Source organism: Micromonospora sp. NPDC049230, from assembly GCF_040647875.1.
Lineage (GTDB): Bacteria > Actinomycetota > Actinomycetes > Mycobacteriales > Micromonosporaceae > Micromonospora.
In genome coordinates, this window is the sequence record NZ_JBEZCZ010000016.1 from 1 (window position 1) to 14,155 (window position 14,155).

Sequence of the window (14,155 nt, forward strand, 5' to 3'; positions counted from 1 at the left end):
CGGCGTAGCCGCTACGAACTGGCCGACGCCCGACTCGCGCACGCCCTCGGAGACCTCCTCGGCCTGGTCCTGGCCGTCGATCCGGCCGCCTGCCCCGCCGCCGAGTCCGAGGGGTGCTGCTGAGAAACGCGCCACTCCGGCTAGTGTCGGTTGGCCCGTCGCCAGCAGCACCGACAACCGCCCAGCGGGCCTACGGGATGACCGCGCACCGGGGCGGAGGGCCGGTGGGTGTGTGGTGGGGTTGGGTGCCGGTTATTCCTCGGCAGTGCCTCGGCTGTGGCACCACCAACTCGTCGATCTCCAACCGGCCGACACGCAGCTCCCGCACGACCGCCCGGCGGATCGCCAGCCGCCCGCTGCCCACACACCCCGGCTGCCACCCCCACCGACCTGTCCCCCGTACCGGCGCGCTCCGGTCACCACCCACCAGATGTCGGCCCCGGTGGCCCGCTCCGCTCACCCACGCCCGCTCCCCACCGCCAGGTCCGCGGCGGTCCCCGGGAAGCGTTCCGCGAACGTGCGGTACACCGGTCTTCCCGGCACGTTGTCGCGGATGGCGAACACCACGTGGTCGAAGCGGTCGACCGCGCGCAGCGCGGAGGCGAAGGCGTCGGCGACCGTGGCCGGGTCGTTGCGGAAGACACCGCATCCCCACGCGCCCAACACCACCGTCCGACGTCCGTGCGCGGCCGCGACCTCCAGCACTCGGCGCGCGCGCCGGGCCAGCACCGCCGGCACGTCCGCAGCGTGCCCGGGCTGCTCGCGGAGGATCGCGCCCAGGTTCGGCGCCGCGGCGGTCAGGAACGACGTCGTGTACGGCTGGTCGAGCAGCTTGCCCTCGTCGTCCCGGAACACCGGCACGTCCGGGGAGAAGATGACGCGGTCGCTGTAGCGCAGGTCCCGCTGTTCCCGGTGGAACGCGTAGAACTCCGGGGCGGCACTGAGGCACGCGTACAGCGCCGAGGAGCGGGCGATGCTCTCCTCCTGCGCCTGCGCTCCGCTCAGGAAGCCACCACCCGGGCTCTTCGCCGAGGCGAACACCAGACAGGCCGCTCCGGGCGCCAGCCGGCGTGCCGCCTGCAACGTCGACTCGCCCGTCACCTCCACCCTGCCTCCGCCGGGCTGCGTGTCTCCCGCCGCGGACACCTCGTCTGGCAGGTGCAGACGAGTGCCGGCGACCGCGGCACGGACACCCTCGCCAACGCCGACCTCGTCACCGGCGCCGTTGCGATAGCGACCCGAATCAGCGATTGCGACAGTCTGCCGGGCAATCTCGCGGAGGCGGTCGCTCACCCGGCGTACCCGTCCGCGCTGCGACCCTCGTTCGTCACAGGGACCACGCTAGGCAGTCCCGCCGCGACCGGCAACCAGGCCGGTAATATCGGTGCCACCGGGGCGCGGCGGTGACTAGCGTACGCGGATGAGCACTGTTTCGACCGCCGGGCTGCGACTGCGGTTCTACACCGATCCGGGCGAGTTCCTGGCCGCCGCGGGTGCCTACCTGGGCGCCGATCCCGTCGTCAGCACGGTCGTGACCACGATCGCGCACCGGGTGCTCTCGCAACGGGCCGAGGGGATTCCGCAGCCCGACCGCAACTGGTGGCTGGTGGTCTTCGACGACTCCGGCACTGTGGTCGGTGCCGGGATGCGTACGGCGCCGTACGCCCCCTACCCGCCATTCCTGCTGCCCATGCCCGACGAGGCGGCCGTTGCGCTGGCCCACGAGTTGCACAGGCGCGAGGAGGAGGTCCTCGGGGTCAACGGGGCCCTGCCCGCCGCTGACCTGTGCGCCGCCGAGCTGACCCGGCTCGGCGGGGGTCGAGTCCAGGTCACCCAGCACACCCGGCTGCACGAGCTCGGCGAGCTGGCGTGGCCGCCGACGGTGCCGGGCGGCCTGGTGGTCGCGACCGAGGCCGACGTGGCACTGGTCACCGAGTGGTGCGCCGCGTTCATGGGCGACGCCGACGAACAGGCGGGCCGCCCGCGCGGCACCAGTGCACACGATGTGCCAGACGACGCGGAGCTGCTGCGCCGAATCCACAGTGGACGATACTGGTTCTGGGTCGACGAGACCGGTGAGCCGGTGCACCTCACCGGGGCCAACCCGCCGTCGTTCGGGGTGGCCCGGTTGGGCCCGGTGTACACGCCGCCGGCCCAGCGCGGACGCGGTTGGGCCAGCAACGCGGTCGCCGAGGTGTCCCGGCGGATCCAGGCCGAGGGCGCGCGGGTCTGCCTGTTCACCGACCAGGCCAACCCGACGTCGAACAGGATCTACGCCACCCTCGGCTACCGGCCGGTCGTCGAGATGGCCAACCTCGTCATCGTCCGCTGACGGCGTAGGCCGGTGAGGTCGCCCGCCGATCAGGACCGCCAGCGTCGTCGTCGCCGCGGTGACACCCGCCTGGATCAGACTCACCGGCACCACAGTTCATATTGATCGGTAACTCACCCTACCGCCCGTTGTCACCCCGCTCCGCCGGTCGCGCGACGGCTGTCACCTTCTCCGTACGTGTCGTGCACGGCGAGTTGGTCAAACCTGACCCGTGCGGTCTTCGGCGCGGCGTTCCCACTGGTCCGCACCTTGAGAGTGGCTGTCGGGCTGGGAGTGTCCTCGACGATGACCACGTCCGGCACCCCGGTCGGCAGGTCGGCCGGCCATCCCGCGTCGTCGGTCGGCTCACTGGTCAGGAGGCGCGCGGCACGTCCACTCAGGCCCGTCTCGGTGGCCCGCACCGGCCGCCACCCCGGCAACGCCTGTCCGGTCGGCCGTGCGACGGGCACCCGCGGCGACGCGGCCGTGCCCGGCGGGTGCTCGGCTGCCGTCCGGTCGCCGGCAGGGCCTGGGCCGGTCACTGACCGATCCACATGTGCAGGAGGTCTTCTTCGTCCACGACGCGACGCTCGGAGATCTCGGCGAGCAGTTCCAGATGGACGGGTCCGTCGAAGATCTCGGCCCGCTCGGGGCGCAGCGCCCCGCCGAGACCCAGCGCCGGGACAAATCCGTAGATGGTGTCGGGGCCCACCGGGCCACGCAGTGCGAGTATCCGTTCGAACAACGGCTCCCGGTCAGCGCCGTGAAGGTCGACACTGCGGCGGTCCTGGCACATCAACAGCGCGTACAGCAGGTCGTTGCGGGCATCGTCGGACAGTTCGCGGCCGGACCGACCGGAAGGGACCACCCACCCGTACTGCGCCGTGATCGTCAACCGCGAACCCGTCTGCTGCCCCCACACCTCCACATCGCCGAACGCACTGCGGCTCACCGCAATCCATCGATCTTCTCTCGGTAACACGAGGCCGTCTGTCCACGCGTCGACCGCCGGCTGCCACACGTCCGGATCACACAACCAGAACGATCCGTCAGCGAAGCCGGCGAATCCGTACTCTCGCCAACACGCCAGCAGCAGATCGGGCACAACCCCTGCATACTGAGCCAGCCGATCAGCGCCGACCGGCTCGGAACGGGTTGGCGGTCCCCAGTTCTCGGCCAATTCCGCTACGTCAACATGCACCATCGGTTTGCCTCCCTCGCATCGCTCACCAATTGTCCGCTTAGCCAACGCGCCGCAGCCTATTCGCCGTGCGCTGCGCACCATCGGGGGTGGTGGCGGCCCGTGGGGAGGAGGACAGACACATGGGTGGGACGTCGCGCTCACGGCGACCGCTGTGGCGGGGACGCTGCTCCTTTGACAACCGACCCGGGCGCTGCTGAGGAGGACCGCGCCCGTCCAGCCAGCCGGCAACGGGCGTCGACGGGCCCGATCGCGTTCGTGCGACGGGTGATGGTGCGGATCTTCGTCGCCGCTGGTTCGCTCGCGCGGCATGCGTGGACTGCTTGCACTACCCTCGCGCCGTGGAGAGCACCGAGATCAACGCACCCATCGTCGGCGTCACCGTCTACCCGGACCGGGCCCGGGTCACCCGCCGATGCAGCCCTCGGCTGACCGCCGGCGAGCACCGCCTACGCGTCGCGCCACTCCCACTCGGCCTGCGGCGCGACTCCATCCGGGTCGGTGGGCGGGGCGCGGCAACGGTGCTCGGTGTGGATGTGACCACCTGGCGGCAGGCCCGCAGCGCCGACCCGCAGATCGTCGGTCTCGAACAGCGACGCCGCGAGCTGAACGACGAGTTGGCCGAGCTCGCGGACGCGGACGCGGTCGAGGAGCAGCGCGGGGAGTTCCTCACCCGGTTGGCCGAGCGCGCCGGTGGCACGTACGCCCGGGCGTTGGCCTCCGGCGAAGCGACGCCGACCGACGTGGCGTCCTTCACCGACTCGGTGGCCGGTCAGCTCGCCGAGTCACGCGGCCGGCGGCGCGGGCTGTCTCGGCGGCGCACCGAGTTGGCCGCGGAGTTGGCAGCGGTCGAGCGCGACCTGAACGCCGCACGCGGCAAGCGGACGCCGGACCGGTTGGCCGCCGAGGTGACGGTCTCGGTGGCGGACGAGGGTGCGGAGGTGGAGCTGGAGCTGACCTATCTGGTCGACGGCGCGGTGTGGCGGCCCTCCTATGACCTGCGGCTGGTCGACGACACGATGACCGTCACCTGGTTCGGGTTGGTCAGCCAGAGCACCGGAGAGGACTGGCCGGAGTGCGAACTCCGGCTCTCGACCGCCCGGCCCGCGGCGACGACAGTCGTACCCGAATTGTCGCCCTGGTATCTCGACCGGTCCCGGCCGATGCCGGTCGCGGGCGCGGCGGCGGCCGTGCCGGTCGGGATGCCGCCCCCGGCACCGGGTGGGGCACCGGCTCCGCCCGCGGCGTCCCGGGCCCGGTTGCAGGAGAGCGTCGCCCAGGTGGAGCAGGGCGTCAGCGCGGCCACCTACCGGCCGGCCCGGCCGGCAGCGGTGCCGGCCGACGGCAGCGCCCACCGAGCCACCATCGCCGTGCTGGAGCTGCCGGCCCAACTGGACCACGTGACGGTGCCGGTTCGCGCCGCCGAGGCGCACCTGCGTGCCACGGTACGCAACACGTCGGACCACACGATGCTGCCCGGTCCGGCGGCGGTCTTCCACGGCGCCGATTTCGTCGCGGCCACCGGGCTGCCGATGTGGGCGCCGGGCGAGGAGATCGAGCTGGGGCTCGGAGTCGACGACCGGTTGCGGGTGGAGCGGAAGCTGCACCGGCGCTCGGAGACCAAGGCCGCGCTCGGATCGACGCGGCGGCGGGAGGTGGACTACCGGATCACCGTCGCCAACCACACGCCACGGTCGGCGACGGTCGAGGTACGCGACCAACTGCCGGTGTCGCGCGACGAGGCGGTGGTGGTGCGGGAGACGACCCTGGCGCCGGCCCCGACGGAGCGTACGGAGCTGGGAGAGCTGGCCTGGCGGCTGTCGCTCGCGCCGGGCGAGAGCGGTGAGATCACCGTCGGCTTCCGGGTGGAGTTGGCCAAGGGGGTGGAACTGACCGGCTGGCGGGAGTAGGCACCTCATCGCAGGGTCACGATCACCCCCGCCGGTCCGCTCGGATCGGGCTCGGCCAGCACGTAGCCCCGCCCCTGGAGCCGACGGAGCATGCTGTCACCGCCCCGGTGGTGAGGTTGGTCCGGTTGCGGGGACGGTCCGGTCTGGACCGCCCCCGCCGGGAATCACTCGGAAATGACGAACTGGGCGGTGCTTGTGGTGTCGTAGTTGACGCCGTTCTTCTCGGCGTGGTGGGTGCAGTTGACAGTGACCGTGCGGGACTGGACGGGGACGCCGGTGACCGGGACGGTCGGAGACCAGAAGGTCACGTCGACGAGGGCGCCGTTGTTCTCGGAGTCGTAGTCGTGGGTGGCGTAGCTGAGCACTGTGGCGGAGCACCTGACGTTTATGTAGTTGGCGTCCACCCGGTCGTTGCCCCGGGTGGCGAGCCGGGAGTAGCCGCGGACCTTGATGCCACCCACACGCAGTGGCCAGCTTCCTTCGTGGCCGGTGTCTTCTAGTTGGATGACGCCCTGCAGGTTGTAGGTCGGGGCGGGTGGGGTGCCGCCACCACCACCACCCTCACCGCCGCCGCCACCGCCACACTCCGAGTCGACGGGGCACTCGGGGACCCACGCCCGCGCCGGCAAGGCGTTCACGCCGACGAACGCGAAGCAGGCCAGCAGGGCGACCCCCAGCGTGGAAGCGCGTCTAAGCACGTCATCTCCTGTCAGCAGACGCCCGGGCATGTCACTCAGGGCGTTCGGTTGGACGCGTAGAGTATGGCCACGGTTTTGGGGAGCGCGAAAGGCATTGCGCGTTACGACGCGGCAGACTGTCCCTTGTTCGCGCATCGGAGGTCGTCGGCCCTGCCCCTGCCGGTCGACCGGATCTCGGCACGCCCTCGATCGGTGGGCGACGTCACCCATTGCCGGAAGCGGCATCAGCCGAATCACGCATTGGTGGATCGACGCGCGTCGCCCGGTGGGCGGGATGGCCTGAGGTGGTGGGACGATCCGGTTCTCTCGGGGAGCGCGCTCGGGACATGGGTCGGTCGAGCGTCGCGTGGAGCGGGCCCGATCGATGTGTCCACCTCGGCCGATCGGGGCAACGGGCAGTTCCCGCGCCACCTCGGGTTCCAGAGCGACAAGCCGATCGGGTACGACTTACGGGATGACCCAGCGCAGAAGCAGCTGGCCGCACCAGCACCACGCCTGAATTGAGGACCAATGCCCGGACTCGCGGAACGCCTGGCCGACCTCGCCAGTGGCGTGATGCTGGACAACGCCCACGTCGCCGGCCTCAGCCACCTCTCCCCCGAGTTCATTCGGATGACGCTGTCGGCCGAGGCGTTCCGAAAGGCGACCTGGGTGCCCGGAGCGAAACTCCAGCTCCGTCCGCGGCGCGGCTCGATGAGTCTGCGCACCTACACACCGACGAGTTGGGACGCCGCCCGGGGTGTGACGGAGCTGGTCGCCTACACGCACGGAGACGGTCCGGCGGGGCAGTGGTTCGAGCGGGTGGCGGAAGGCCAGAGCTGTGCGGTCTTCGGGCCACGGCGCTCCATCGACCTGCGCGGGGCCACCGGTCCCGTGCTCTTCGTCGGGGACGAGACCAGCGTGGCGCTCGCCCTCGCGTTGCGCACCGTCCCCGCCGAGACGTCGCACGTCTTCGAGGCACACGATCCCCTCGCGCTCACCGACGTACTCGCCCAACTGGGGATCACCGAACGAGTGGCGGTCGTCCCCAAGGACGCCGACCGGGTCGAGCTTCTCCAGCGCTGCCGCGCGGCGGCCGTCCAGGCGTCGTACACCCTCGTCGTGACCGGCGACGCGGCGACGGTGCACGCCGTACGGCGGGACAGTCGTGGGTGGGAGCGCAAACCCCGGCAGGTCATGGGCAAGGCATATTGGGCCGAGGGCCGCACCGGCCTCGACTGAGCCGCGCAGCGCCACTACCGGCCAGGGCTGCGACGGTGTTCCTCGATTGTGGAGATGTGCTGCTCGGCCCAGGCCCGGACCACCGCCAGCGGGGTGTCCAAGGAGAGACCAAGGCTGGTGAGCGCGTAATGGACGCGCGGCGGAACGCTCGTCTCGACGCGGCGGGTGACCAGGCCGTCGCGGCACAGGCTCTGCAACGTCTGCGACAGCATCTTGTTCGACACTCCGGGGGCGCGGCGACGTAGCTCCGCGAACCCGAGTTCTGCCGGATGGTTCTCCGCCAGCACCTTGATCAGCATCGACGTCCACTTGTCGCCGATCCGGTCGAGCAGTTGTCGGGTCGGGCAGTCCGGGCTGAAGAGATCCCCGGTTACCCCGGGCTCACCGGGTGGCGCAAGAGTGCCCTCTTGCCAGGTCATCAGGCATCTCCCATGGTATGCAGGTAACCAATGGTAACCGCCAGGAGGCCAGACATGGAATTGCGCAGGATCCGGACAAACAACACCGAGTTGAACGTCGCCCTGGACGGCGAGGGCCCACCGGTGCTGCTGATGCACGGCTGGCCGCACACCTGGCAGGTCTGGCGCGAGGTGCTGCCGTTGCTGGATGGGCGGCGCCGCGTCATCGCACCAGACCTACGCGGGCTGGGCGACAGCGCCCGCGCGGCGGACGGGTTCGACGCGGCGACCGGCGCCGCTGACATGCTCGGCCTGCTCGACGCGCTGGGGGTCGAGCAGGCCGAGGTCGTGGCCCTGGACGCGGGCGTGCCCGCCGCTTTCCTGCTCGGCGCCCAACACCCGGCCCGGGTACGCCGCCTGGTGCTGATGGAGGCGACGCTGCCCGGCCTGCCCGGTGGCTTCCCGGCACCACCGTGGTGGTTCGGCTTCCACACGGCCCCTGGACTGGCCGAGACGGTGCTCGAAGGCCACGAGGCCGAATACCTCGACTGGTTCCTCCTGGCCGGCACCTTCGAACGTCGGGGGGTGCCCCCGCAGATCCGCGACGCGTTCGTCGGCGCGTACACCGGTCGCGAGGCGCTGCGCTGCGGCTTCGGCTACTACCGCGCCGCCGAGCAGAACGCGGCAGCGATCTCCACGGCGGGCCGGCTGACCACGCCCACCCTGGCCGTCGGCGGCAACACCGTCGGCGACCTGCTCTACCGGCAGCTCGCTCCCATCGCCGACGACCTTTCCGGTGAGCTGATCCCCCGCAGCGGCCACATCGTGGCACTGGACCGCCCGGACGCCGTCGCGCGGTTGCTCCGCGTCGACTCCGCCACGTCCCGATAGCCGAGCGGCAACATCCGGGCGTCCGCCGTAGACGATGTGCCGTTCGGTGTTCGGGGGAGGGATCGTTGTGGTGGTGGCCACGAAGCCGTTACTTCGCCGCCTTTTCCGGCCGGGGGCGACGTAGCGTTGAGGGCTGCCCAGGGCGGGTCCGCATGCCGCATGCCTGGTTGACGCCGATCCGCGAGACGAAGATGGTGAACGCCGGGTGCCCGTGACAAGTGAACTCGTGGTGGTTACGCCACCGCCGACAGCTGCCGCACCGAGGACCCCCGCGGTGTTCCGATCCTCCCCGGCCCCGACCCGCCGCACGCTCGTCGACATTCTCGACGACTCCGTGCGCGCGCACGCCGAGGCTCTCGCACTCGACAACGGTGCCACGGCCTTGACGTACCGCGACCTGGCCGACGAGGTAGCGGCCGTCCGGCAGTCGCTGGCCGGGCACGGCATCGGTGTCGGCGACCGCGTGGGCATCCGGATCTCCTCCGGTACGGCCGAGCTGTACCTGGCGATCCTCGGCGTTCTCGCGGCCGGCGCGGCCTACGTACCGGTGGACGCGGACGATCCGGAGGAGCGCGTCGAGCTGGTCTTCGCCGAGGCGGGCGTCGCGGCGGTGCTCGGGGACGGGCTGGCGGTGTCGGTGCGGCGTACCCCAGTGGGTCGGATCGCCCGGCCCGGCCCGGACGACGACGCCTGGATCATCTTCACCTCCGGCTCGACGGGCACCCCGAAGGGGGTGGCGGTCAGCCACGGCGCGGCGGCGGCTTTCGTGGACGCCGAGGCGCTGTTGTTCCTCGCCGACGAGGCCAGCGAGGCGATCGGCCCGCAGGACCGGGTCCTGGCCGGGTTGTCGGTGGCGTTCGACGCGTCCTGCGAGGAGATGTGGCTGGCGTGGCGGCACGGTGCCTGTCTGGTGCCGGCCGCGCGGTCGCTCGTGCGCAGCGGCGTCGACCTCGGTCCGTGGCTGGCCGAGCAGCGCATCTCGGTGGTGTCGACGGTGCCGACGCTCGCCGCGCTGTGGCCGGTCGAGGCGCTGGAGGACGTCCGGCTGCTGATCTTCGGTGGCGAGGCCTGCCCACCGGAACTGGCGCAGCGCCTGGCCGTCGAGGGACGCGAGGTCTGGAACACCTACGGACCGACCGAGGCGACAGTGGTGGCCTGCGCCGCGCGGATGACCGGCGAGGGGCCGGTCCGGATCGGGCTGCCGCTGGCCGGCTGGGACCTCGCGGTGGTCGACGCCTCGGGCGATCCGGTCGCGATGGGTGAGACCGGCGAGCTGGTGATCGGCGGGGTGGGTCTCGCCCGCTACCTGGACGCGGGCAAGGACGCCGAGAAGTTCGCGGCGCTGCCCGCGCTCGGCTGGCAGCGGGCGTACCGCAGCGGTGACATCGTCCGGGCGGAGCCGGAAGGGCTCCTGTTCGTCGGCCGCGGTGACGAACAGGTGAAGCTCGGCGGACGCCGGATCGAGCTGGGTGAGATCGACGCCGCGTTACAGGCGCTGCCCGGCGTCGCCGGTGCCGCCGCGGCCGTGCGGCGCACCGCCGCGGGCAACCAACTGCTTGTGGGGTACGTCGTTGCGCACGACGGCGTCACCTTCGATGCCGCGGCGGCGGCGCTGCGGATCCGCGAGCAGTTGCCGGCCGCGCTCGTGCCGCTGCTGGCCGTGGTGGACGAGTTGCCGACCCGGACGTCCGGCAAGGTGGATCGGGCCGCGCTGCCCTGGCCGCTGGCCACCGGGCAGGACACCGCGGGCGAGCTGACCGCGACCGAGGAGTGGCTCGCCGGCGGTTGGGCGGAAATCCTCGGCGTACGCCCCACCGAGGCGGACGCGGACTTCTTCACCCACGGCGGCGGCAGCCTGAACGCGGCGCAACTGGTGGCCTGGATCCGTCGCCGGCACCCCCGGGTCTCGGTGGCGGACATCTACCTCCACCCGAAACTGTCGCGGCTCGCGACGATGCTCGACGCGCTCGACAGCACAGCGGCGACACGCCGGGAGGTCCGGCCGACGCCGAGGCGCGCCGGGCTGATCCAGGCCGCGCTGATGGTGCCGATGCTCGCGCTGGTCGGGCTGCGCTGGCTGACTGTCCTGGCCGCCCTCGGCAACGTGCTCACCCTGCTCACACCGGCACCCTGGGCGCCTGTCGTGTCCTGGTGGTGGGTGGCGCTGGGCTGGCTTCTGCTGTTCAGCCCGCTGGGCCGGATCGCCCTGGCCGCCGCGGGAGCGCGACTGCTGCTGCGCGGGGTACGCCCCGGCAGCTACCCGCGCGGCGGCGGCGTGCACCTGCGGCTGTGGGCCGCCGAACGCCTCGCCGAGCTGACCGGCGCCACGAGCGTCGCCGGGGCATCCTGGATGATCACCTATGCCCGGGCGCTCGGCGCGTCCATCGCCTCCGACGTCGACCTGCACTCCGCGCCGCCGGTCACCGGTCTGCTGAAACTGGGCCGCGGCGCGGCGATCGAGCCAGAGGTCGATCTGGCCGGCCACTGGGTGGACGGCGATGTCGTCCATGTCGGCAGGGTCCGCGTCGGCGCGGGTGCCCGGGTGGGTTCCCGCAGCACCCTGATGCCCGGCGCCCGCATCGGCAAGGGGGCGCGCATCGCCGCCGGCTCGACAGTGACAGGCGCCGTACCGGCGAATCAGCGCTGGGCCGGCTCACCTGCCACCCCCGCTGCCAAGGATCCCGCCGAATGGCCCGGTCAGCGGCCCCCACGAACGCGACTGCGGTCTCGCGGGTGGCCGATCGCGTACGCGCTGACCGCCCAACTGTTGGGGCTGGTGCCTGTCGTGGCCGCCCTGCCGGCGCTCGCCCTGCTCGGCTGGACGCTCGCCGTCCGGCCCACTGTCGGCGCGGTGCTGGCCGCCGTCGCGGTGGCGACTGTCGTCTACCTGGTGGGCTACGCGCTGCTGGTGCTCGGGGCGGTGCGGGCGCTCAGCATCGGCCTGCGCACCGGGTACCACCAGGTGCAGGGGCGGGTGGCGTGGCAGGTGTGGACGACCGAGCGGCTGATGGGGTTGGCGCGGGTCGGGCTGTTCCCGCTCTACGCCAGTCTCTTCACGCCCGTGTGGTTGCGGCTGTTGGGCGCCAAGGTGGGGCGCGGGGTGGAGGCTTCCACAGTGCTCGCGGTGCCGGCGATGACCACCGTCGCCGACGGGGCCTTCCTGGCCGACGACACAATGGTCGCGACCTACGAGCTGAGCCACGGCTGGCTGCGGGTCGCCCCGGCCCGCATCGGGAAGCAGGCGTTCCTCGGCAACTCGGGAATGGCGGCCCCCGGGCGTTCGGTGCCCAAGCGCGGGCTTGTCGGCGTGTTGTCGTCGGCGCCGTTCAAGGCGAAGAAGGGCTCGTCGTGGCTCGGCGCACCACCGATGCCGCTGCGCCGGACGGTGGAAGCGGCAGACACCAGCCGCACCTTCGACCCGCCGCTCCGCCTCAAGCTGGCCCGGGCCGCGATCGAGCTGTGCCGGATCGTCCCGGTGATGTGTGCCGCCGCTCTGGCGGTCGGCGTCCTGGCCGTACTCGCGACCACCTGGCGGGCCGGCGGGTGGTGGGTGGCCGCGCTGGCCGCCGGGCCGGTGCTGCTCGGCGCGGCGATCACCGCCGCCGCCACCGCGACGGCCGCGAAGTGGCTGCTGGTCGGGCGCTTCCGGGTCACCGAGCGCGCGCTGTGGACCTCCTTCGTCTGGCGCAACGAGCTCGCGGACACGTTCGTCGAGGTCCTCGCCGCGCCGTGGCTGGTCCGCTTCGCGACCGGCACGCCACTACTCACGGCGTGGCTGCGCACGCTCGGCGCGAAGATCGGCCGGGGCGTCTGGCTGGAGACCTACTGGCTGCCCGAGTACGACCTGGTGCGCCTCGGCGACGGCGCCACGGTGAACCGCGGTTGTGTGGTGCAGACCCACCTGTTCCATGATCGTGTGATGAGCATGGACGAGGTGACACTTGGCGCGGGAGCCGCGCTGGGCCCGCACGGCATCGTTCTGCCGGGCGCGAGCATCGGGGCGCGGACCACCGTCGGGCCCGGTTCGCTGGTGACCCGCGGCGACGCCGTGCCGTGCGACAGCCGTTGGTTGGGTAACCCGATCACCACCTGGCCGGCGCCAGCGGCACGGTCGGCGTGAATCCGAAGGCGGCGTCGGCATCGAGCGGCGCGACGCCCGGCGCCGGTCGATCCGGCGACTCCTACCTGCCAGAGCACGGCAACGGCGGCTACCGGGTGCGGCACTACGACCTCGACCTCGACTACCGGGTCGTGACCAACCGCCTCGCCGGCCGGGCGGACATCACCGCGGTGGCCGTGCAGTCGTTGTCGCGGTTCACCCTCGACCTCGGTCGGCTGCGCGTCCAGGACGTCCGGGTGGACGGGCGCCCGGCGAAGTACCTGCACCGCCCGGACAAGCTACAGATCAAACCCGAGCGGCCGATCGGCGCCGGGGACACCTTCCGGGTGGAGATCCGGTACGCGGGCAAGCCGGTGCCCATCGCCGGCCGCTGGGGCAGCCTCGGGTGGGAGGAACTCACCGACGGGGCGCTCGTGGCCAGCCAGCCGAACGGGTCGCCGTCGTGGTTCCCGTGCGACGACCAGCCCGGCGCCAAGGCCACCTTCCGGGTGGCGGTCACCACCGCCACCCCGTACACGGTGCTGGTGACAGGTGATCCCGTGCGTCAACGTCGGGGCGCGGGCGGCACGACGTGGGTGTACGAGCGGCGCGAGCCCACGTCGCCGTACCTGATGAGCGTCCAGATCGGCCGCTACGAGCTGGTGGACCTGGCGGTCGGTGCGGTGGTGCAGCGCGCCGCGATCCCGCCGGCGCTGCGCCGGAACGCCGCTCACGACTTCGGCCGGCATGGTCAGATCATGTCGGCGCTACAGCGGCTCTTCGGGCCGTACCCCTTCCGGGAGTATGTCGTCGTGGTCGCCGACGACGACCTCGACGATCCGGTCGAGGCGCAGGGCATGGCGGTCTTCGGTCGCAACCACGTCGACGGGCGGCGCACGCACGAGCGGCTCGTGGTGCACGAGCTGGCCCACCAGTGGTTCGGCAACAGCGTCACGGTGGCGGACTGGCGGCACATCTGGCTCAACGAGGGCTTCGCCACGTACGCCGAATGGTTGTGGTCCGGCGTCTGCGGCGAGCTGCCGACAGACGCCCTGGCCGCGCGGTGGTACGCGTGGGTCGCGGATCGCCCGCGGAACGTCATCGTCGCCGATCCCGGTGTCGACCGGATGTTCGACCCGCTCGTCTACAAGCGTGGCGCGCTCACTGTGCACGCCCTGCGCAAGAGGGTCGGCGACGAGTCGTTCTTCGCTCTCCTGCGAGCCTGGGTCGCCGAGCACCGACACGCGACAGTCACGACCGAGCAGTTCCGGCTGCACGCCCAGCGCTTCGCCCGTGAGCCCCTGGCCGACCTGTTCGCCGCCTGGCTCGACAGCCCGACGCTGCCCCCGCTGCCCCGCTGACCACTGGCGCGCGTTCGCCCCGGCCGCCGTAACCCGCAGGAGCTGCCCGGACGGCACCTGTCGCG

At 72.1% G+C, this 14,155-nt stretch carries 11 protein-coding genes and 1 pseudogene; 7 read left to right on the forward strand and 5 right to left on the reverse strand.

From position 1 onward, the window contains the following. Window positions 1-123 (forward strand): annotated as a pseudogene (locus tag AB0A95_RS15725) (transcriptional regulator); the annotation flags it as partial. 333 nt (window positions 124-456) lie between these two features. Here the strand turns inward: AB0A95_RS15725 and AB0A95_RS15730 are convergent. Beyond that, complete coding sequence (locus tag AB0A95_RS15730; RefSeq protein ID WP_357556429.1) at window positions 457-1,293, reverse strand: TIGR02452 family protein; 837 nt, start codon at window positions 1,291-1,293, stop codon at window positions 457-459. Between the two features lie 127 nt (window positions 1,294-1,420). Between AB0A95_RS15730 and AB0A95_RS15735 the strand changes: the two genes are divergently transcribed. Further along, window positions 1,421-2,332, forward strand: coding sequence for a GNAT family N-acetyltransferase (locus tag AB0A95_RS15735; RefSeq protein ID WP_357556430.1), 912 nt, complete (start codon window positions 1,421-1,423; stop codon window positions 2,330-2,332). Between the two features lie 131 nt (window positions 2,333-2,463). Here AB0A95_RS15735 and AB0A95_RS15740 read toward each other — a convergent pair whose 3' ends face one another. Both AB0A95_RS15740 and AB0A95_RS15745 read right to left on the reverse strand, forming a co-directional pair. After that, a complete protein-coding gene (locus tag AB0A95_RS15740; RefSeq protein WP_357556431.1) occupies window positions 2,464-2,733 on the reverse strand; it encodes a hypothetical protein in 270 nt (89 codons plus the stop codon). A 116-nt stretch (window positions 2,734-2,849) separates the two neighbouring features. Further along, window positions 2,850-3,515 (reverse strand): GAD-like domain-containing protein, encoded by a 666-nt coding sequence (locus AB0A95_RS15745; protein WP_357556432.1) that lies wholly within the window; start codon window positions 3,513-3,515, stop codon window positions 2,850-2,852. A 338-nt stretch (window positions 3,516-3,853) separates the two neighbouring features. On the opposite strand from AB0A95_RS15745, the gene AB0A95_RS15750 reads away from it, so the two are divergent. Continuing rightward, the gene (locus tag AB0A95_RS15750; protein WP_357556433.1) at window positions 3,854-5,422 is read left to right on the forward strand and encodes a mucoidy inhibitor MuiA family protein; all 1,569 of its coding nucleotides are present in this window, start codon (window positions 3,854-3,856) and stop codon (window positions 5,420-5,422) included. 164 nt (window positions 5,423-5,586) lie between these two features. Here the strand turns inward: AB0A95_RS15750 and AB0A95_RS15755 are convergent, their stop codons facing one another. After that, window positions 5,587-6,120 (reverse strand): hypothetical protein, encoded by a 534-nt coding sequence (locus tag AB0A95_RS15755; protein ID WP_357556434.1) that lies wholly within the window; start codon window positions 6,118-6,120, stop codon window positions 5,587-5,589. A 510-nt stretch (window positions 6,121-6,630) separates the two neighbouring features. Between AB0A95_RS15755 and AB0A95_RS15760 the strand changes: the two genes are divergently transcribed. Continuing rightward, window positions 6,631-7,341 carry a siderophore-interacting protein gene (locus tag AB0A95_RS15760; RefSeq protein ID WP_357556435.1) on the forward strand — a complete coding sequence of 237 codons (711 nt, stop codon included), beginning with the start codon at window positions 6,631-6,633 and terminating at the stop codon, window positions 7,339-7,341. Between the two features lie 14 nt (window positions 7,342-7,355). Here the strand turns inward: AB0A95_RS15760 and AB0A95_RS15765 are convergent, their stop codons facing one another. After that, window positions 7,356-7,760: a helix-turn-helix domain-containing protein gene (locus AB0A95_RS15765; protein WP_357556436.1), complete on the reverse strand. Its 405-nt coding sequence runs from the start codon at window positions 7,758-7,760 to the stop codon at window positions 7,356-7,358. A gap of 54 nt (window positions 7,761-7,814) precedes the next feature. Between AB0A95_RS15765 and AB0A95_RS15770 the strand changes: the two genes are divergently transcribed. From AB0A95_RS15770 to AB0A95_RS15780, 3 genes are all read left to right on the forward strand, one after another. Next, window positions 7,815-8,630: an alpha/beta fold hydrolase gene (locus tag AB0A95_RS15770; RefSeq protein WP_357556437.1), complete on the forward strand. Its 816-nt coding sequence runs from the start codon at window positions 7,815-7,817 to the stop codon at window positions 8,628-8,630. A gap of 211 nt (window positions 8,631-8,841) precedes the next feature. Further along, the gene (locus AB0A95_RS15775) at window positions 8,842-12,750 is read left to right on the forward strand and encodes a Pls/PosA family non-ribosomal peptide synthetase (protein WP_357556548.1); all 3,909 of its coding nucleotides are present in this window, start codon (window positions 8,842-8,844) and stop codon (window positions 12,748-12,750) included. Next, window positions 12,747-14,090, forward strand: coding sequence for a M1 family metallopeptidase (locus AB0A95_RS15780; RefSeq protein ID WP_357556438.1), 1,344 nt, complete (start codon window positions 12,747-12,749; stop codon window positions 14,088-14,090). Before AB0A95_RS15775 ends, AB0A95_RS15780 begins: the two co-directional genes overlap by 4 nt. Window positions 14,091-14,155 lie beyond the last annotated feature (65 nt).

Bases quoted from the DNA above. Each gene is read 5' to 3' on its own strand.
- AB0A95_RS15735 (WP_357556430.1), top strand. From the start codon at position 1,421: ATGAGCACTGTTTCGACCGCCGGGCTGCGACTGCGGTTCTACACCGAT.
- AB0A95_RS15745 (WP_357556432.1), bottom strand. From the start codon at position 3,515: ATGGTGCATGTTGACGTAGCGGAATTGGCCGAGAACTGGGGACCGCCA.
- AB0A95_RS15760 (WP_357556435.1), top strand. From the start codon at position 6,631: ATGCCCGGACTCGCGGAACGCCTGGCCGACCTCGCCAGTGGCGTGATG.
- AB0A95_RS15765 (WP_357556436.1), bottom strand. From the start codon at position 7,760: ATGACCTGGCAAGAGGGCACTCTTGCGCCACCCGGTGAGCCCGGGGTA.
- AB0A95_RS15770 (WP_357556437.1), top strand. From the start codon at position 7,815: ATGGAATTGCGCAGGATCCGGACAAACAACACCGAGTTGAACGTCGCC.